The organism is Cyanobium sp. CH-040 (assembly GCF_024346135.1).
GTDB lineage: Bacteria > Cyanobacteriota > Cyanobacteriia > PCC-6307 > Cyanobiaceae > NIES-981.
This window is the reverse complement of the sequence record NZ_JAGQCJ010000006.1, coordinates 132,613-149,102: the sequence shown is the minus strand read 5'-3', so window position 1 is coordinate 149,102 and position 16,490 is coordinate 132,613. Positions and strand designations below refer to the sequence as shown.

At 65.3% G+C, this 16,490-nt stretch carries 23 protein-coding genes and 1 tRNA gene; 11 read left to right on the top strand and 13 right to left on the bottom strand.

Annotation, left to right across the window (positions count from 1 at the left end):
• Positions 1-38: 38 nt before the first annotated feature.
• A complete protein-coding gene (locus tag KBY90_RS07810) occupies positions 39-521 on the top strand; it encodes a hypothetical protein (protein WP_254967973.1) in 483 nt (160 codons plus the stop codon).
• Positions 522-629: 108 nt separating this feature from the next.
• Here the strand turns inward: KBY90_RS07810 and KBY90_RS07805 are convergent, their stop codons facing one another.
• On the bottom strand, positions 630-1,157 hold the full coding sequence (locus KBY90_RS07805; RefSeq protein ID WP_254967972.1) for a 2OG-Fe(II) oxygenase: 528 nt from the start codon (positions 1,155-1,157) through the stop codon (positions 630-632).
• 122 nt (positions 1,158-1,279) lie between these two features.
• Between KBY90_RS07805 and KBY90_RS07800 the strand changes: the two genes are divergently transcribed.
• Together KBY90_RS07800 and KBY90_RS07795 are read left to right on the top strand one after the other, a co-directional pair.
• A complete protein-coding gene (locus KBY90_RS07800) occupies positions 1,280-2,272 on the top strand; it encodes a hypothetical protein (RefSeq protein ID WP_254967971.1) in 993 nt (330 codons plus the stop codon).
• Positions 2,238-3,065 carry a lysophospholipid acyltransferase family protein gene (locus KBY90_RS07795; RefSeq protein ID WP_254967970.1) on the top strand — a complete coding sequence of 276 codons (828 nt, stop codon included), beginning with the start codon at positions 2,238-2,240 and terminating at the stop codon, positions 3,063-3,065. Before KBY90_RS07800 ends, KBY90_RS07795 begins: the two co-directional genes overlap by 35 nt.
• 5 nt (positions 3,066-3,070) lie before the next feature.
• On the opposite strand, the gene KBY90_RS07790 is transcribed toward KBY90_RS07795, so the two are convergent.
• The 4 genes from KBY90_RS07790 to KBY90_RS07775 all read right to left on the bottom strand — a co-directional run bounded on the left by KBY90_RS07790 (position 3,071) and on the right by KBY90_RS07775 (position 5,616).
• Entirely contained in the window at positions 3,071-4,093 is a 1,023-nt protein-coding gene (locus tag KBY90_RS07790) for an Acg family FMN-binding oxidoreductase (protein ID WP_254967969.1), read from the bottom strand.
• Positions 4,094-4,133: 40 nt separating this feature from the next.
• Entirely contained in the window at positions 4,134-4,820 is a 687-nt protein-coding gene (locus tag KBY90_RS07785; protein ID WP_254967968.1) for a response regulator transcription factor, read from the bottom strand.
• A 333-nt stretch (positions 4,821-5,153) separates the two neighbouring features.
• The gene (locus tag KBY90_RS07780; protein WP_254967967.1) at positions 5,154-5,396 is read right to left on the bottom strand and encodes a DUF3136 domain-containing protein; all 243 of its coding nucleotides are present in this window, start codon (positions 5,394-5,396) and stop codon (positions 5,154-5,156) included.
• A gap of 1 nt (position 5,397) precedes the next feature.
• Positions 5,398-5,616, bottom strand: coding sequence for a CP12 domain-containing protein (locus KBY90_RS07775; RefSeq protein WP_254967966.1), 219 nt, complete (start codon positions 5,614-5,616; stop codon positions 5,398-5,400).
• Positions 5,617-5,842: 226 nt separating this feature from the next.
• On the opposite strand from KBY90_RS07775, the gene KBY90_RS07770 reads away from it, so the two are divergent.
• Genes KBY90_RS07770 through KBY90_RS07760 form a run of 3 tightly spaced genes read left to right on the top strand, consistent with a single transcriptional unit; the run spans position 5,843 to position 7,667 of the window.
• Positions 5,843-6,238, top strand: coding sequence for a hypothetical protein (locus KBY90_RS07770; RefSeq protein ID WP_254967965.1), 396 nt, complete (start codon positions 5,843-5,845; stop codon positions 6,236-6,238).
• On the top strand, positions 6,235-6,900 hold the full coding sequence (locus KBY90_RS07765) for an SDR family oxidoreductase (RefSeq protein ID WP_254967964.1): 666 nt from the start codon (positions 6,235-6,237) through the stop codon (positions 6,898-6,900). Before KBY90_RS07770 ends, KBY90_RS07765 begins: the two co-directional genes overlap by 4 nt.
• The gene (locus tag KBY90_RS07760; protein ID WP_254967963.1) at positions 6,897-7,667 is read left to right on the top strand and encodes a TIGR04283 family arsenosugar biosynthesis glycosyltransferase; all 771 of its coding nucleotides are present in this window, start codon (positions 6,897-6,899) and stop codon (positions 7,665-7,667) included. Before KBY90_RS07765 ends, KBY90_RS07760 begins: the two co-directional genes overlap by 4 nt.
• Here the strand turns inward: KBY90_RS07760 and KBY90_RS07755 are convergent.
• The 5 genes from KBY90_RS07755 to grrP all read right to left on the bottom strand — a co-directional run bounded on the left by KBY90_RS07755 (position 7,649) and on the right by grrP (position 11,248).
• Positions 7,649-8,341, bottom strand: a complete 693-nt coding sequence (locus KBY90_RS07755; protein WP_254967962.1) for a DUF547 domain-containing protein — start codon at positions 8,339-8,341, stop codon at positions 7,649-7,651. The two genes, KBY90_RS07760 and KBY90_RS07755, sit on opposite strands and share 19 nt — an antisense overlap.
• Positions 8,342-8,364: 23 nt before the next feature.
• The gene (locus KBY90_RS07750) at positions 8,365-8,673 is read right to left on the bottom strand and encodes a hypothetical protein (RefSeq protein ID WP_254967961.1); all 309 of its coding nucleotides are present in this window, start codon (positions 8,671-8,673) and stop codon (positions 8,365-8,367) included.
• 78 nt (positions 8,674-8,751) lie between these two features.
• Positions 8,752-9,933 (bottom strand): cyclophane-forming radical SAM/SPASM peptide maturase GrrM/OscB, encoded by a 1,182-nt coding sequence (grrM, locus tag KBY90_RS07745; RefSeq protein ID WP_254967960.1) that lies wholly within the window; start codon positions 9,931-9,933, stop codon positions 8,752-8,754.
• A gap of 6 nt (positions 9,934-9,939) precedes the next feature.
• Positions 9,940-10,377, bottom strand: a complete 438-nt coding sequence (gene grrA, locus KBY90_RS07740) for a GrrA/OscA1 family cyclophane-containing rSAM-modified RiPP (protein ID WP_254967959.1) — start codon at positions 10,375-10,377, stop codon at positions 9,940-9,942.
• Positions 10,378-10,393: 16 nt separating this feature from the next.
• A complete protein-coding gene (gene grrP / locus KBY90_RS07735) occupies positions 10,394-11,248 on the bottom strand; it encodes an extracellular substrate binding-like orphan protein GrrP (protein WP_254967958.1) in 855 nt (284 codons plus the stop codon).
• A 270-nt stretch (positions 11,249-11,518) separates the two neighbouring features.
• Here grrP and KBY90_RS07730 point away from each other — a divergent pair.
• From KBY90_RS07730 to KBY90_RS07710, 5 genes are all read left to right on the top strand, one after another.
• Positions 11,519-11,603 (top strand) — tRNA-Ser (locus tag KBY90_RS07730).
• A 261-nt stretch (positions 11,604-11,864) separates the two neighbouring features.
• Complete coding sequence (locus KBY90_RS07725; protein ID WP_254967957.1) at positions 11,865-12,209, top strand: CatA-like O-acetyltransferase; 345 nt, start codon at positions 11,865-11,867, stop codon at positions 12,207-12,209.
• Between the two features lie 463 nt (positions 12,210-12,672).
• Positions 12,673-13,197, top strand: a complete 525-nt coding sequence (locus tag KBY90_RS07720; protein WP_254967956.1) for a hypothetical protein — start codon at positions 12,673-12,675, stop codon at positions 13,195-13,197.
• A gap of 196 nt (positions 13,198-13,393) precedes the next feature.
• Positions 13,394-13,750 (top strand): hypothetical protein, encoded by a 357-nt coding sequence (locus tag KBY90_RS07715; RefSeq protein WP_254967955.1) that lies wholly within the window; start codon positions 13,394-13,396, stop codon positions 13,748-13,750.
• Between the two features lie 373 nt (positions 13,751-14,123).
• The gene (locus KBY90_RS07710) at positions 14,124-14,276 is read left to right on the top strand and encodes a hypothetical protein (protein WP_254967954.1); all 153 of its coding nucleotides are present in this window, start codon (positions 14,124-14,126) and stop codon (positions 14,274-14,276) included.
• 73 nt (positions 14,277-14,349) lie between these two features.
• On the opposite strand, the gene KBY90_RS07705 is transcribed toward KBY90_RS07710, so the two are convergent.
• The 3 genes from KBY90_RS07705 to KBY90_RS07695 form a co-directional block, all read right to left on the bottom strand.
• Complete coding sequence (locus tag KBY90_RS07705) at positions 14,350-14,880, bottom strand: ecotin family protein (RefSeq protein ID WP_254967953.1); 531 nt, start codon at positions 14,878-14,880, stop codon at positions 14,350-14,352.
• Between the two features lie 149 nt (positions 14,881-15,029).
• Positions 15,030-15,683 (bottom strand): AAA family ATPase, encoded by a 654-nt coding sequence (locus KBY90_RS07700; protein WP_254967952.1) that lies wholly within the window; start codon positions 15,681-15,683, stop codon positions 15,030-15,032.
• The gene (locus KBY90_RS07695; RefSeq protein ID WP_254967951.1) at positions 15,676-16,356 is read right to left on the bottom strand and encodes a hypothetical protein; all 681 of its coding nucleotides are present in this window, start codon (positions 16,354-16,356) and stop codon (positions 15,676-15,678) included. Before KBY90_RS07695 ends, KBY90_RS07700 begins: the two co-directional genes overlap by 8 nt.
• Between the last annotated feature and the right edge of the window lie 134 nt (positions 16,357-16,490).

Here is a 16,490-nt window from a genome sequence, read left to right as displayed (position 1 = left end):
GATCAACGCCTGCTCAGCCGCGATGGAGGCGGTGTTCGATGGCGCGATCCTGCCTCCCCGGCTCCACCCTCGCCGCAGCCGTGCCCACAGCCCTGATCGCAGCCCTGGCGGCAACGCTGGCCTGCCTGGCTGGCGCCCCCGCCGCCCGGGCCGGCGGCACCCTGGCCTTCACCGAGCTGCTGCCGCTGCTGCGCGGCAAGCCCCAGCTCAGCGGCGTTCTGTTTCAGGCCTACCGCCTGCCCGCCAGCGCCTTCGCCGCGGTGCGGCTGGGGCCGCACTTCACCCACCTGGGGGGGCGGCGGCTGGGGCCCTATCTGTTCGAAGCCCAGCCGCTCAACCCCGCCACGGGCGGTGCGGTGCTGATCAGCCTCTGCACCCAGCCCCAGTTCCTCGACCGCGCCGGCCGGCCCCTGCCCGCCGGCGAGGATCCGCCGATCGAGGCCAGGGACGTGCGCGAAGACCTCACGGCGATCGTGATCCGCGAACCGTCGGCGATCAGCGCGGGGCCTGGCTGTCCGTAGCGGCAGCAACCCGCCTGAGCAGCAGCTCCCCAGGCGGATCACCGCCATCGAGCCGCAGCTCGAATTCCGCCTCCGGCGACAGGGCGATCCGCAAAAGAAGCCATCCAATCAGAATCTGTGGAAGTTCAGGTTAATGACGAGGCGCACTTTTTGATCGGTACAGCTAGTGCCAGTATGCCTGACAGACGAATCGAAAATCACAATTCTATTCTCGACGCTCTCAACCGTTCGACCATCCTCAAAAACCGTCAAGCCATTGTTGGTATTAAGGTAGTAAACCGCAGTCCAGCAGTGCTGACTGGTATCCGTATGGAAGTGGTATTGAGTGCGGCGCTCTGTACGGGGATTGAGATTCGCCTTGATGCGGACGGCCCTCTTGATGCCAAGCCTGCGCGTCAGAGGCAACAACAGCGGCATTTCAAGACTGAGACGCCCACGAGGCGAGCCATCTTCACCACGAGCAAGATAAAAGAGGTGCGTGAACTGGTAATCATCAAGGTTTGCAGCATCATGACCTGGATGCCCCGGCAGATAATCAACACTGTCGTTGAAGAACCAGGGAAAATCCGATCCCATGATCCGCGCACGGATGCAGCGCAGATCGTCCTCCGGCAAGAACTGATCAACAACCTCCATCGAACAGCTGCCTCCTATCGTTGCCATGGACAACCGCACACATCATCGAACGCTGGCGTTGGCCTTGCCCATGGCAGTCAGGGAACACCCAGCCCTGTCGCCACTCCCCTGAGGCCGGACCCGTGAGCAGAACCAGGCCCCTGCTGCTGGCGGTGCTCTGCGCAGCCGCCTGCCTGCTGGGCGGGGTGGCGGGACGGGCGGAACCGGGCCCCCTGCCGCCCTTCACCCTGCGGGGCGTGGCCCTGGAGGGAAAGTCGCTCAGCTTCGCGCCCCGCGGGCAGCTGGAGCGCCCGGCCGTGATCCGCGTGGACGGCCTGGTGGCCAACCCCCTGGGCCGCTACTACCTCTACTACTCGGCGCACAACCACGCCGGCATCGGCCTGGCCTATGCCGACAGCCTCGATGGCCCCTGGCGGGAACACCCGGACAACCCCCTGATCCGGGATGTGGCCATCCCCGATGTGCTCTGGATCGAGGAGAGCGGGCGCCTGCATCTCTGGGCCCATGGCGACAACTCCCGCACCGATCTGTGGACCAGCAGCGACGGCGTGCGGTTCAGACGCCAGGGCACCAGCATCCGTGCCGACGCGGTGAACACCCGCAACGCCACCTACACCCGCGCCTACGACCATCCGCTGCAGCGGTTCGGGTCGCGCTACGTGATGCTGTATTCGGGATGGAGCGAGCGCCGGGGTCTGCGCGCCATCTGGCTGGCCACCTCCACGGATGGCAGCACCTGGACCCAGCTGCCCACCCCCCTGGTGGAGTCCGCGGAGGGTGAGACCCGCAACATCTACGACCCCGCCCTGCTGCGGGTGGGCGGCAGAGCCTTCGTCGTCTATCAGGACCAGAGCGCGCACCGGGGCGGCGCCATCCGCTACGTGGAGGTCGATCCGGAGCTGCATCCCATCGGCGGCGGCGGCCGGCGCTTCGTGCTGCTGGAGCCCGATCCCGGTCAGCCGCTGCAGGGCCGTTTCCGGGGCACCACCTTCCACCAGGACGGCGACAGGATCGTTCTGCTCTCCGGCGCCGCGTCCAGGCCCGGCATCATCGTGTATGCCACAGCCGACCTCACCACCGTTGCCCCACCTCCCCGAGCCGGCGATCCGCCGTGATCCGCGCGTGATCCGCCGGCTGATGCCGGTGTGGGAGTGGTTCTACCGCCACTACTTCCGGGTGCGCACCAGCGGCTGGGAGCACATGCCCAGCCGGGGCCAGGTGCTGCTGGTGGGCTCCCACAACGGTGGTCTGGCCACCCCCGATCTGCCCATGTTCCTGGTGGACTGGGTGCGGCGCTTCGGCACCGACCGGCAGGTGTTCGGCCTGGCCCACGCCAAGGTGTGGCAGGCCTTTCCCGTCGCCGCCGACCTGGCCGCCCGGGTGGGCGCGGTGCCCTTCCATGCCCGCCAGGCCCTGGCGCTGCTGGAGCAGGGCCACAGCGTGCTGGTGTATCCCGGCGGCGGTGAGGACGCCTTCCGGCCCCACCGCCTGCGCGACCGCATCCACTTCGGCGGCCGCACCGGTTTCATCCGCCTCGCCCTCTGGCACGAGCTGCCGGTGATCCCGCTGATCTCCTGGGGCGGCCACGACACGCTGGTGGTGCTCGAGGACTGCACCGCCCAGGCGCGCCGGCTGCACGAGAAGGGCATGCCCTGGCTGCTGGGCATCGACCCGGAGGTGTTTCCGCTCTACCTCGGCCTGCCCTGGGGGCTGGCCTTCGGGCCGCTGCCCAACCTGCCGCTGCCCGCCCGCATCCACACGCGGGTGTGCGCACCGGTGGTGTTCGAACGCACGGGCTACGCCGCCAGCCGCGACCGTGCCTACGTGCAGGCCTGCTACGCACAGGTGGTGAACCACATGCAGGCCGAGCTCGACCGGCTGGTGGCGGACTGCGGCGGCCGCGGCTGACGGGCCTACACCAGCACCGCATCGACGGGCCGGCGCAGGGATCGCGGCATCACTGGCCCGCGGCCGAAGCGGATCACCAGATCGGGTCGGCCGCCGGCCACACCCAGAAACCGGGCGAACCCGGCCCGGATCGGAGCCACCTCCACCGGCTGGTTGAGGTGCGATGTGCGCACGCCCAGCGCGGTGGCCTGGAGCGCGAAGCGCTGGAAGGCGCGGCCGGCCTCGATCCAGTGGCGCTGATCGTCCCGCTGGGAGACGAACACGGCGATGCCGGCGGAGCTGCGGATCTGCCGGGTGTAGCGCTCATTCTCCTTGCGCTCCGACAGCACCAACGGGAAGAGCGCCCGGCCCAGCCACGTGGGCAGGCCGGGATTGCCGGTGCAGGCGGAGAACAAGCCATCCCCTGTGCGCACCGCCTCCCGGCCGTTGAAGCGGATCCAGTGCCTCAGCTCAGCCACAAAGGCCTGGTTGCGCAGCTGGGCGGTGTTCGCCTCCACCACGAACTCGCCCACCGCCTCGATGGCCTGCCGGCCGGTGAGCAGATGCACCTGCACGCCGGGGCCTGAACCGGCAGCCTCCAGCAGCTTCAGCTCCTCCGTGGAGAGGGGCTGGGCGTCGAAGTCCGCCCGCGTGGTCTGCCGGTGGGGAATCGCCTCGAACAACGGCGTGCGCAGCGCGACCGTGGGCAGCAGCGCCAAGCGCAGCGATGGATCAGCTCCCCCGTGGAAGACCGGCTCACAAAGCCACCCGTGGGCGAGCGCGCTGTGGACCAGGCTCTCGGCGGCACAGCCCAGGCTCACGAACAGATGGTGATCGTCCGGATCGACCACCGGACAGCGGCGTTGAGCATCGGGCAGCAGCGTGATCGCGCTGTCCTCCAGCCGGAAGCGCCAGCACTGGGTGTTGTGGCTGGAGGGGGCCAGCGTGGCGTCGTGAACGAGCGCGCGCAGCACCGCCGAGGCGTCGGGCGAGCCAGGTTCGGCGTGACGCCAGATGCGCCGCACGGCGGCCTCGTAGCCGCCACCCACGCGACTCCGGCCGGCGTTCTGCGGGGTGGTGTCGTGGACGTCAGAGATGGACCATCCCACAGCGCATCCCCTTGAGAACCGCCTGCAAGCGATTGTGCACTCCAAGGGTGCGCAACAGCCGCTTGGTGTAGGTGCGCGCAGACTCCTCCGAGATCACCAGGGCCTCTGCCATCTCGCGGTCGGTCATGCCACTGGCGAGCAGATCGAGAACCTCGTATTCGCGGGGTGTGAGACGCGGGCAGCTCAGGTAAGGCAGCCTGCCGCTGCGCAGGGAGGGGCTCCTGTAGGCATGGTGGCCCATCACCGCCAGCACGGCCGCCTGGAGGGGATGCTGATCTTCGACGAAATCCGCCTCGGCCACAACGGCATCCAGCCAGGGAACATCAGCATATTCCGTTGGGATGACGTCACCAAGAGCAAGCACAATGACGCGAAGATTCGGCCTGATCTGCTTGGCCTTGCAGGCCAGCTGAAAGCCATTTCCCTCTTCAAGGAAATCGGTGCAGATCAGCAGATCGAACGCTGACTCCGTGATGTATTCAAGGCAAGATTCCTCATCAGTCACTGCACAGCCGATCTGAGCAGGATTGCTGAAGTTGGAACATATCGACCTCAGGAACAATCTGCCCTTCATCGCCAGGGCAACCCGTCCATCCAGCTTCAGTGAGAGCAGCCTCTCGTCTGAGTCGCTCGCTTCCAGACCAGTGAGATAGGGGGTGAAATCCATGGCGACGCCTCTGCTCCAGGCAACCCGGAGCAACACCCTGCCGTCTCAGGGGGAAAGCCTCAGCCTACTCCGATCTGTGCGTCCACCTGGCCAAGGCGCTGCAGAATGAGCTGAACATCCTGAGCCGAAAGTTCCCCGTCGGGAGTCCATTTCAAACAGGTGCGTCCCAGGCAGGTGGTGGGCTGCAGGCTCCCGGCGACTTCAGGCTGTGCGCAGGGCTGCGCACCAGTCACGGAATGGGTGTCCAACGTCTTGCTTCGGTTCTGAATGCAGCCTAGGAACTTCGAGGTTGTCACCGATGTCCCCATCTGCGGGCAATGCGAGCGGCCAGGGTCACACGCTCTGAGCCTCCCACTCCCGTTTGAGCAGAACGTAGAGATGCTCCGGATCCCGATAGCTGCGTGGCAAGCAGGCATGAAGCGTCTGAAGCCGGGTCCAGCAGACGGTTCGCTGAACCATCTTCAGAGATTTTCCCTCCCGAATCAGGATGCGCAAAGCCTTGCAGTACAGCGGATAACCGGCCTCAAGCTCACCGACAGTCAGGGATGTCGTGAACGATGTCGTGAAGGTGGACATGTCAGTCGTCGTAGACGCGGCAGTTGATGTCAGAGGGATTGAGATCGCAGAACACTTCGAAGGGCGAGGGAGCCACGACCTCCTCGGGGTGACGCTGCTGAAACGCCTCCAGTTCCCTGATCTGCTGCTCAAGCTTGCGCACCAGTGCCGGCTCACCGTTGCTGCGGGCATGTGCCAGCAAGGTCCTGTAGCCATCAAGCCTGGAAGCGATGGTTTCCACCTTGTCAGTCGACACAACTGTCCTTGGAGATCGATGGTGACGATGCCGCATGAACAGACCACCAAGAGCTCCAGATCTGACTGGAGTCCTTGGGCTGGAATTGGGCTTGAACTGCTGGCTCCGAAAAGGCTATGAACCTCCACTTGCCTGCGTCTACCCGCAAATGGGGACAACGGCCTGAGGGGATGTCATGCGTCAGGGTGGGGCATTGCCGGATCTGCTCCCCATGGCTGACGCCCCCTATCTGATCGCCATGGCCTTCCTGGAGCAGAACGGCGGCCGGGCCCTGCCGCTGGCGGGCAAATCCCTCGGTGCCGCCGCCGGCGGCAGCGAGGATCCCGGCGAGGACGGTCGCGCCCTGGCGCTGGAGCTGCTGCTGCGCGTGTGGCAGCGCAGCGACGAGGGCCCCCTGCGGCGGGCCGCCGCAGGCGCCAGCCTGCTGCTGGTGGTGATGCCGATGGAGGTGATGAACGACCAGTTGCCCGCGCTCAAGGCGGCATGGATCGCCGGGGGGGACACCGAGACGACCGTGCAGCGGCTGCAGAGCCTGGCCGTGCGGGCCTGGACGGTAGCGGTGAGCAAGTACGAACCTGTCAGCTTCACCCCCCTGACAACCCCATGAGCAGCGTTCTGATCACCGGCGCCAACCGCGGCATCGGCCTGGAGTTCTGCCGTCAGCTCAGCGGCCGCGGCGCCTCGGTGGTGGCCGTGTGCCGCCACACCTCGCCGGAGCTGGAGCAGCTGGACGTGCGCGTGGAAACCGGGATCGACATCACCGACGCGGCAGCGGGCGAGGAGCTGCGCGGGCGGCTGGGGGATCTCAGCCTCGATCTGCTCATCCACAACGCCGGGCTGCTGGAGGCCGACAGCCTCGAGAGCGTTGAGGCCGACAGCCTGCGCCGCCAGTTCGAGGTGAACGCGGTGGCGCCGCTGCTGCTCACCCGCTCCCTGCTGCCGTTGCTGCACGAGGGCTCGAAGCTGGTGCTGATCACCAGTCGCATGGGCTCGATCGCCGACAACGGCTCCGGTGGCTACTACGGCTACCGGATGTCGAAGACGGCCCTGTGCATGGCCGGTAAGTCGCTGGCGATCGACCTGGCGCCCCGCGGCATCGCCGTGGCGATCCTGCATCCGGGCATGGTGAGCACCCGCATGACCGGATTCACGTCCTCGGGCATCTCACCGCGCACCTCCGTGGAGGGCCTGCTGCAGCGCATCGACGCGCTCACACCCGCCAGCAGCGGCCGCTTCCTGCATGCCAACGGCGAGGAACTGCCCTGGTGAAACCCGCACCGCCCGCGGGTGTGTCCACCGTGCCGGCGCCGTCGCTCTCGATCGTGATCCCGGTGCTGAACGAAGAGGCCTGGCTCGGCCGCACCTTGCGTCAGCTGAGCGTGCTCGATCCTCCGGCACTGGAGGTGCTGGTGGTGGATGGCGGCAGCAGCGACCGCACCACCACCATCGCCGCCGCCGCTGGAGCCACCGTGCTGCAGGCGCCGATGGCGGGACGGGCGGCGCAGATGAATGCCGGAGCCGCCCGGGCCCGGGGCGAACTGCTCTGCTTCCTGCACGCCGACACCCTGGTGCCCGACGACCTGGTGGCGGTGACGGCGCGGGTGCTGGCCGATCCGGCGGTGGCCGGCGCCGGCTTCGTGTCGCTGATGGCCGGCGACACCGGCACCCGCTGGTTGATCTCGAGCCTCAATGCCGCCAAGACCTCCCTGGCACCGCTGCTGTTCCGGCCCCATCTGTTTGTGCGCGGCCTGCGGCTGCTGTTCGGCGACCAGGTGATGGTGATGCGGCGCAGCAGCTTCGAGGCCTGCGGCGGCTTCAATACCGAGCTGCCGCTGCTGGAGGACGGCGACCTCTGCCTGCGCCTGGTGAAGCTCGGCCGCATCCGGCTGATCCAGCGGGTGGTGATCAGCTCCGACCGGCGGGTGCGCCGCTGGGGGCCGTGGAAGGCCACGGCGCTCTACCTCTGGATCGGTGTGCTCTGGGGCCTGGGCGTGTCCCCCCGGCGCCTGCGCCGCCTCTATCCCGATGTGCGCTGAGAAAGCTGCTGATTGAGGCTCCAGTCGTAGGGCAGGAAGCGCAGGGCCGGGTCCGGCTGGCTGGATTCGCCGGGCGCGCCGGCGGGGATGGTGGCCAGGCGCGGCAGGATGTAGGCCGCCAGCGACGGCGCCACGGCCTCGAAATCCGCCCGGTACCAGCGGAAGATCGGGCTGCAGTGCAGCACGTTGGCCGCCGCGTCGTAGCGCACCTTGGTGGGGTTGCGGATGAAGCGCCGGGCGTCGTCCTCCAGCTGGTCCTCCAGCCGCTCGGGCCTGTAGGCCTCATTGCGCAGCAGCGGGCAGCCGATCGACGCGCACACGATCGCGAAGTGGATGCGGGGGTCGCCCAGGGGACGCAGGATGCGGTGCTCGATCTCGCCGAGGCTGATCGGCCGCTCCCCGAGCCGGTGCTCCCTGCGGGAGAAGAAGCGCAGCAGTCCCAGCAGGTTGGGAACGCCCAGCAGCCGCGGGCGGATCGAGTCGATCGGGTAGCGGCGCAGCACCGCCTGCACCGTGAAGGCGTTGTAGAGGTTGATCCAGTGGGCCAGGGCGTCCTGGCGGCCGTCGGTGCGGTCGCTCTGACGGCTCAACCAGTCGGCGAGCAGGGAAGCGTCGCGGCCGGCCCAGGCCGCGTAGTCCACCCGGCCATGCCCATCGACATGGCGGCGCAGCAACTGATCCCAGGTGTCCGGATCGTTCAGGCCCGGCTCGCAGTGAGAGCCTGCAGGGCCATGTGGGCGTGGGCCCGCAGGGCACCCATGGCCATCAGCTGGCGGGGGGTGCGGCCCCGGGCGAGTTCATCTCCGGCCCCTTCGAAGGCCTTGAGCAGCCGCACGCTCAGCTCGCCATAGGCCTGGAGCAGGGCGTCCAGCTCAGGGCTCGAGCCACCCTCGACCCCATCCCCGCCGCTTGCCTCGGCGGCGGCCGGATCAGCCACGGCGCTCTGCAGCAGATGGGCGAGCTGGCGGTGACTGATGGCCTCGGGAACGGGCTGGATGGGGTCCATGGATCGTGACGGTTGCAGCGGCAGTGCAGCAAGCCTATGGAGCCCGTTCGTGCTGGCACAGGGCGGCACAGGTAGGGATCACCAGACTTCGAGCGGTGCGGCTCCTGCCGGTTCAGGGGTGATCCCCAGCGAGGCCTCCAGACCCGCCAGCACCACATCGGCCACGATCATGATGCGGTAGCGGCAGGCCTGGGTTTCGGCACAGTCGAAGGTGCCGTGCTCCCAGTACTTGTTGCTGCCGGCGCCACCGCCGCACAGCCCGAAATACTCACAGGTGGCGCGGCAGCGGTCGATGCCGGCCTGCATGTCGTGGTGGATGCGCTGGAACTTCTCGGTGGCGCACACCGATTCGAGGGAGTCGGTGAGGATGTTGCCGAGCACGAAATCGCCGTACTCCTGGGTTCGTACCGCCAGAAGTTCCGGATCGAAGGTGGAGAAATTGCCCTGATGGTCCACGTTCAGGATCACGAACGGGCGATTCATGTCGGTGCGTTCAAGCCGTGAATCGCTGCAGGCGAGGGCGCCGGTGGTTTCGAATTCCCGCAGCCGGAAAAGGCCCTGGCTCCGTTCACTGAGCTCCCACACCCGCTCCAGAAAGGCGCGGTAGGCCAGCTCGGCGCCGGCTGCCTCCAGGCTCGAGCGGCTGTTCACCCCTTCGGTTTCCTCCATGTTGAAGCCCACGTCGGTGATGCCGTTCTCGAGGAAGAACTCGACGATGGCGTCGGCATGATCGAGCGACTCGCGGGTCAGCACCGCGATCACATGGAAGGGAATGCCGTTGCGCTGCAGGTGGGCGATGCCGCGCATGGTGGCGGTATGGGTTCCCAGGCCGGTGCGGGTGCGCCGGTGGGCGTCATGCAGGAAGGCAGGCCCGTCGAGGCTCACACCCACCTGGATGCCGTTGCGCAGGAAGCAGTCGCACCAGGCCTGATCGATCAGGGTGCCGTTGGTCTGGATGCTCTGGCCGATGGCGAGCGAATGGCGCTTGTAGCGCGCTTCCGCCTCCCGCAGCAGCCGCGTCGCCTCGTCGTAGAAGCGCACCGGCACGGCCAGCGGCTCCCCCGCGTGCCAGAGCACGGTGAAGTCGCCGCCCACGAAGGGGCTGGTGAGCACGGCCCTGAGGATCGGATCCACCAGCTCGAGCGGCAGGCGGGCGCGGTTGCCGCGATCGGGCAGGTAGCAGTAGTCGCAATCGAGGTTGCAGAACGGGGTGGGCTGGATCACCACCAGACCGATCGGCCCGAAGCCAGGTGCCAGCACCGCCGCTCACCAGTTCCGGAAGGCGGCGCCGCCGGGGCGCGCATTGACGAACCCACCGCCGCCGTTCACGAAGCCGCCGCCGCGGTAGGCGGCATTGACGAACCCGCCCCCTCCGTTCACGAAGCCCCTCGCAGGTCCGCCGTAGTAGGGGTGGCCGTTGACGAACCCGCCGACCGGTCGAGCCACGGCAGCGCCCCGGGGATCGTTCACGAAGGCGGCCACGGGTGTGCCGGCATCAGCCAACGGGCCTGCCGCCTCCCCCAGCCGGGCCTGCCGCTCGCGTACGGCTGCGGCGATCCGGCTCAGGCGGGCTTCGATCGAGGTCGGCGCAGCGGGGATCGCGGCCTCGGCGGCGGGCCGACTGGCGGCGGCACCAGCTGGCTGGGTGAAGGCCGCCAGCGAGACCAGAAAGCCCAGCATGCCGGCGCGGGAGGTGATCGTCATCGGTGACCTGGGTTGTCTAGCGGGTGGTGGGAACGTTGATCTGCTCGTGATTCAGCAGCACGGTCTGAAAGTAGGCCTTGATCAGATCCGGCGGCAGTTCCAGCACGCCACCGGGCCCGAGCCAGCGGTTCACCGTGGCGGTGGCGGCCGGATCGTCGATCACATACCCCTGGATCATCTGGGCAATGGCCAGGTTCACCAGGTTGCGGAAGGTGGAATTGTTCTCCGGCATCATGCAACCCACGGCGTAGCGCACCAGAGGGTCCTGGGGCACCAGCGCCAGCCCGTGGGTGCCGGCCGCTCGAGCGGCGCCCGCCAGCAGGATGCTGTCGCCCGCCACCCCATCCACCCTGGCGGAGCCCAGGGCCGCCAGGCCCTCCTGCAGGCCCGGCACCGCAACCCGGATGGCCTGGGGCGTGAGGTCACGGATCGCCCTCTCCCCGAGCGACCCAGGCACCACGGCGATGCGCTTGCCGGCCAGCGATTCGGCGGTGCCGTTCAGCCCCTGCGCCCGGGTGAGGATGCGGATGCCCGAGAGGCTGAAGGGGATGGAGGTATCCACGAACATCTCCCGCTCCCAGGTGAACTGCGATCCGCAGGCCAGGGCGATCTCACCGCGGCTCACCTGCCGGAAGAGGGTGTCGGCATCCGCCACGGACTCGAACTCCACCCGCACCGGCCGGCCGAGGTAGCGCGACACCTCGGCCGCCACCAACTGGGCCACGTCGATCCCGTAACCCACCAGCTCCCCCCGGTCGTTCCGAAAGGAGTAGGGACTGAGGTCGGCGCGGGTGCCCACGCTGATCACACCGGTGCGGGCGGCGCGCTCGATCACGGTTTCCGCCCGGGCCGCCTGCCCGGACGCACCCATCAGAACACCGGCCAGGGCCAGGAGGAGGATCCGCAGACGCGGGCGCGGGCGTTGGCGCGGGCTGCTTCCGGAACCGGGCCGGGGAGAGGGGTGCGGCAGCGCAGGAGCCAAGGGGGATTCGCCGGGATCGGATGCGCCCCCACTGTGAGCCCCGTGGTGCAGCAGTGGAGCGCCGCTGGGGCCCAGGCGGTGAAAGTGTCACGACCGCCCCGGCTGCCATGGGAAAATTCAGCTGCCGCGTCGCCGTTCCCGGTGCCACGGCCCCACCCTGGAGGGGTGGTCGAGTGGTTGATGGCTCCGGTCTTGAAAACCGGCGACCCGCAAGGGTCCGTGGGTTCGAATCCCACCCCCTCCGTTCCCTTGCACCCCAGCTCTGGGTTTTGGGCTTGCAGAGCAGGTCCGCCGAGAAGCCCCCGCAGGGCCCGTCACCAGGCAAAGGGATCAGGCAGATAGGGAGCCTGGCTCCGCCCACCCCTGGCTGCGCGGCCGGGAGGGGATGGACAGGGCAGAACAGACCAGCGCGCACGAGGGAGCGATGGCCTCACAGACCGGCACACCGGTGGATCTCGAGCGCTACCCCCGCTGCCGGCCGTTCGAGTGATTCAGCAACCACCAGGTGCCGGTATTCTCCATCAGCAGCCAGATCGACATCAGTGGCTTCGGGGAGTTCATTGCGGCCCGCGATCTGTGCTTCTACACCACCCTCTGCTGCCTGATCTGCCGGTCCATCAACGCCAGCTCCTGCTTCCGCCATCGCATCGGCGATGCCCTCCACTGCGGGAGCTTCGCGGAGGCCTGGATAACCGTGATCAGCACCGGCCGCAGCTTCCGGAGTAAGGGGGCGGAGCTGCTGCCGATCGCCGTGCAGGCCCATCACGCCCTTGTCGATGGCGCACACGTAGCCCGGATGCTGGAGCACCTGTGCCAGTTCTGCCGGCACCCTCAGGAGGTGGTGGGCTGAGGCTGGTCGGTAATGGGCACCGCGCAAGCAGGGGTGGTCGCGGTAACAGATGGTGCGGATCCAGGAAGGGCTCCCAGAACCCATTGATCCCGCTCCACGGCATGAGCATGCCGCGCAGCACCAGTAGGTCAAACAGACGCTGGGCTTGGGCGTAGGACGTGGGAGGGCCCAAGCGCCATGCCAGGTAGTCCACCATGGATTCCAGCGGAAGGAACGATGCCATTGGGAAGCTGGGAGACTTCGTCTAAGTCTGCCAATCCAGTTTCAGCTCGTTATCAACGAGTACGCAAAGCTGAAAGCTCACTTAAAGAGGCAACTAAATTACATGCCTTCTGGAAATGGAGTCAAACGAATCTCTTATCCCCAAACTTGCGCCCGATTATCCTCTGCAATGTTAAGACGTGTTTCCTCTTCTGCGCTTGTCGTCTGCTTCGCTAAGGTAGGCAATCATGGTCCCAACAAAGTGTCTGATCCTATTCGATATCTCAAGTGTGGCAAACGACTTTTTGACGAACAAGATGAGAACCCCATTAGAAAGCCACTTCAAAAACTTTTCGACAAGCTGATCGAGTACCAAGTCGCTTCAACTGGGGGCCAGCCTTCTGAGATTAAGGTTAGGCAGACTGACCTAGAGATCAAGAGGCGAAAGCTGGGCATGAAGGTTGGCGCCGATCTGATCACAGAGGGGGGTGAAACGTATGGCCTAGTCTTCTTTGCAGTCTTTGAGGGCAAGGCCCTAAGAAAGGCCAACAAAGCCACCGACTTCCTCGTGGATGAGGCAGAAGCGCGCACGAGGATCTTGCCTACAGACGGCGGCTCAAGTATTGATGCAGATTTTCAGGTTGCAATGACTACGCCACTCAGCACATGCCAAGAGATCTTCAAAGGCAGAATACAATCAATGATCTCGAAGGTTGATCTTCAGAACAGCGCTATCACTGACGCCTTTCAGTCCAATTTCTTGGACTACCTTAATAATCAGATCTAAGCGCTAGCATCCTTTGGTCTTGAGCATGCACAGGCTAGTGCTTATGCAGTTCACATCAGTAGCAGAAGTCTAATCATTTTGCGCCAGTACTCTTCTGCTCATGTGTTCTAAAGCTGGAGGGTGAAGCTCCCGATAGTTGCTTGACGAGCGCTCCATCGCTGCCTAGCATTGTTTTATTGTGTTTAGCTCTAAGATCATGAGCAAAGACATCATCACCGGCAGATGGAGTGCGGACGGGAACAAAGGTCGATGGAAAGTTCGAGCCGATGGTGAAACATTCAGAGGATTCTATGCATACACACAGATCAATCGATTTAAGGGTATTGCCAAGGCTCCCTTGATTTATGATGCCAATAGGAACCGCCGGCTTGACGCCAGAGACTTTGTAATAGGTAGGTTTAGGGCTGACTTGGATGACCTCATTAACAAGATACCGCCAAGTGCATCGGGGTCATTCAGCATTAATCTTGAGACAGATAGGTTAAAGCTCTTCTACAATGGGAATCGTTTTGGCTCCGGGATCGTCTTCGATGCCGATAGCTTCTTCTCGTAAATAGGCATTATGGAGTCTTGCACTTAACTCATAAGTGCAAGCTTTGCCATTGCAAGGTATCGCTGGCGTTCTACCTGTAATGGCCGCTGGGTTCATTACAAGATCCAATGTCGCCTGTCTCCCTGAAGTGGTCTGGTATTTCAGGACAGGCTCTATCGCTAACCTCTGAGGCGGGGCACCACCCCGAGAGAGGGGCCACTATTGGGGCAAAACCGAACCCTAGAGCCCGGGTTCAAAGCCAGCGTCGCTATTGAGGAGATCTCTGCCCGGTGTCGTAAACAATTCGACCACGCTGGCCAAGGGCTTCTCCCGCGTGGCCTGCCTCTTGGGGGTGGTCTGCATATTATCGCTAAATCCCATCTGCTTATCGCCCATGCACTGGCAGCCCCTTGTCGTGTTGGCAGGCATCTTCTTCGCGGTCTGTCTCCCCAACATGCGCCGTAAGGATGAGTCGTTATCTCGTTACGACAATTTTGAAGCCTATCGCGAGCGCTCTGGGTTGTTGCTTCCGAAGATCGGCAGCTGATGCCATACAGCCAGCACTGATGGCCATGGCGTGATCCCTCCTGAGCTGTCCACGACCTCAGGGGAACCCCGGATCAGCGCCTGACGGCCTCCTGCTGGCCGGTCTCGGCCTTCCACAGCCGCCAGCGCACCTGCAGATGCTTGGGCGCGTAGATGACGATCGGCAGGCTGGCGTTGTAGCGCACCAGCGTGGGCTCTCCGGCCAGGGGCACGAAGGAGCGGCGCGGGGGCTGATCCGGCGGGCAGGCCATCAGCGTGGACAGTCCCCGCTCGCCGCCGCTCACCCGGTAGACGGTGTAGCCCCAGCCGGGCACGCTCTCCGGGGTGATGCGGCCCTGCAGCAGCTGGCGGTTGCAGTCCACATCCAGCTCCTTGCCCACGATCAGCTCCACCCGCCAGTCGGCGGGATCGGACGACATCGCCGGATCCGCACTGGACCGCAACACCCCCGGCAGCTGGATCACCCAGCGCGTTTCACCAGCTCTTGGAGCCGGGTAGGGCTTGAGGTCGAGCCGGGGAATGGCCAGGGCTGGGGCAGCGGCAGCAGCGATCAGCAGGGGCAGGATCGCAAACCGGAGAGTCCTGCCTGTCGCGCAACTACCCATGGATCTCCCACCTGCATTGAGGCCATCCTCGCTGGATCGCCCCCACCGATCCGGAACAGGTGGACATCTCGCAAGGGTGCCTGAGGGAGCACCCACCAGCCCCGTGAGCGCGGCGGGCCTGTCCTCGAAGAGGCAGCGCAGCCAAGCCCTCAGGTCTGACAAGGGTTCAGCGATGCAGCACCCAAAGCCTTGAGGATGAGGGGAATCCAGATCTCGTGGCGGGTGTCACCAGCCGGCAGAAACAACGTCCGCTCAGGACCGAGGGTGACACAGAGCCCTGAGTAGAGGCTGTGGATGCGGGTTTTCGGCAGCACCGCCACGATCCGCTCCCGGCCCATGTCGTTCTTTGAGGGCTGAAAGGACCAGTCACTGAGGGGGGTCACAACAATCAGATCGAGGCTCTCGAGCTGTTGCTTGGTGAGGTCCAGCAGGGTCTTAAACCACTCCTCGCCTACTCGATCGAAAGGGGGGCGCAACACCCGAGCCAGCACATCAACAGCGAAGCGATCACAGATGAAGCCTGGCTGCTGGGCGAATCGTGTGTTCTGGCGTTCGATGTGCTCCTGGCAGAGCGCGGCATGGTTGGAGAAGTGGGAGCGCCTGAGCTTGCCGCGCCCCGCAAGGCGGCTGAGCTCAGCCTGGGCATCCAGGAGTTCGCCGATGTCCTCCTTGATGAATGGCAGGGCAAGCCGCTCGGACAAGGCGCGACCGAGAGTGGTCTTGCCCGTGCCGCTGGCGCCGGTGATGGCAAGTCGCCAGGGTCGGGCCTGGGACGGCCCGACCTCTGCTGATGGCTTAGCCACCAAAGAACTGGAACACCGAGGAATCCGAGAGATTGAAGGCTCCGGAGCGTTGTCCCTGGATGACGCCGATCAGATCGTCGCGCTTCCCGCCCTTGAGGGCAATGCCGACACCTCGGATGCCATCGACCCTGACATTGGAGAGCACATAATCTCTCCGCTTGCCATGCAGGAAGATGGTGTCGTTCTGACGGAAGGAAAAATCCCTGATGACGCCATAGCTTGATCGGCCGCCACCCCGATAGTCGTCGTCGTAAAAGTCGCGCCTGCGGTTGCCAAGCAGGAAATTGTCATCCCGCCTGCGGCCGACGAAGACCTCCACGCCCCTGCCCGAGCCAATCAGATTATCGCGACGGCGACCACCCTGATAGAGACGGTCAGTTGACGAGGGCAGGAAGCTGTAATCATCATCCTTGAGATCACGCTTTCGAATGCGCTGCCCCGTGATGTAGTCGTCATCCCTGAACAGACGACGCGCGTAATCGTCATCGACAAGTCCTAGCGAGCTTGTGCCTCCCCGGTAGTCATCATCGTTGCCGCCGGACCCGCGATAGTCGTCGTCATCGTCGTCGTTGCTGCTGCTGGAGCCCGACGGCGCAGGCGATGAGCCAATGTAATCATCGTCCTTGTAGTCGTCGTCACCTTGGTAGTCATCATCGCGATAGTCGTCGTCCATGCAGCCCCCATTGACAAGCTTTGCTAGACCCTAGCAATAAGCCCCGTGAACGAGCATGCATAACCTGTTCGGAGGTGTGACAGGATCTTTCCGGGTGCCATCCCCGGCGGGCCCCGACCGGACGGTCACACCCA

Excerpts from the sequence above, each read along its gene's own strand:
- KBY90_RS07770 (WP_254967965.1), top strand. The coding sequence starts at position 5,843 with ATGGCTGACGCCCCCTATCTGATCGCCATGGCCTTCCTGGAGCAGAAC.
- KBY90_RS07765 (WP_254967964.1), top strand. The coding sequence starts at position 6,235 with ATGAGCAGCGTTCTGATCACCGGCGCCAACCGCGGCATCGGCCTGGAG.
- KBY90_RS07780 (WP_254967967.1), bottom strand. The coding sequence starts at position 5,396 with ATGTCCACCTTCACGACATCGTTCACGACATCCCTGACTGTCGGTGAG.
- grrP (WP_254967958.1), bottom strand. The coding sequence starts at position 11,248 with ATGGGTGCGTCCGGGCAGGCGGCCCGGGCGGAAACCGTGATCGAGCGC.
- KBY90_RS07805 (WP_254967972.1), bottom strand. The coding sequence starts at position 1,157 with ATGGAGGTTGTTGATCAGTTCTTGCCGGAGGACGATCTGCGCTGCATC.
- KBY90_RS07750 (WP_254967961.1), bottom strand. The coding sequence starts at position 8,673 with ATGGACCCCATCCAGCCCGTTCCCGAGGCCATCAGTCACCGCCAGCTC.
- KBY90_RS07695 (WP_254967951.1), bottom strand. The coding sequence starts at position 16,356 with ATGGACGACGACTATCGCGATGATGACTACCAAGGTGACGACGACTAC.
- grrA (WP_254967959.1), bottom strand. The coding sequence starts at position 10,377 with ATGACGATCACCTCCCGCGCCGGCATGCTGGGCTTTCTGGTCTCGCTG.
- KBY90_RS07715 (WP_254967955.1), top strand. The coding sequence starts at position 13,394 with ATGAGCAAAGACATCATCACCGGCAGATGGAGTGCGGACGGGAACAAA.
- KBY90_RS07710 (WP_254967954.1), top strand. The coding sequence starts at position 14,124 with ATGCACTGGCAGCCCCTTGTCGTGTTGGCAGGCATCTTCTTCGCGGTC.
- KBY90_RS07810 (WP_254967973.1), top strand. The coding sequence starts at position 39 with ATGGCGCGATCCTGCCTCCCCGGCTCCACCCTCGCCGCAGCCGTGCCC.
- KBY90_RS07785 (WP_254967968.1), bottom strand. The coding sequence starts at position 4,820 with ATGGATTTCACCCCCTATCTCACTGGTCTGGAAGCGAGCGACTCAGAC.
- KBY90_RS07705 (WP_254967953.1), bottom strand. The coding sequence starts at position 14,880 with ATGGGTAGTTGCGCGACAGGCAGGACTCTCCGGTTTGCGATCCTGCCC.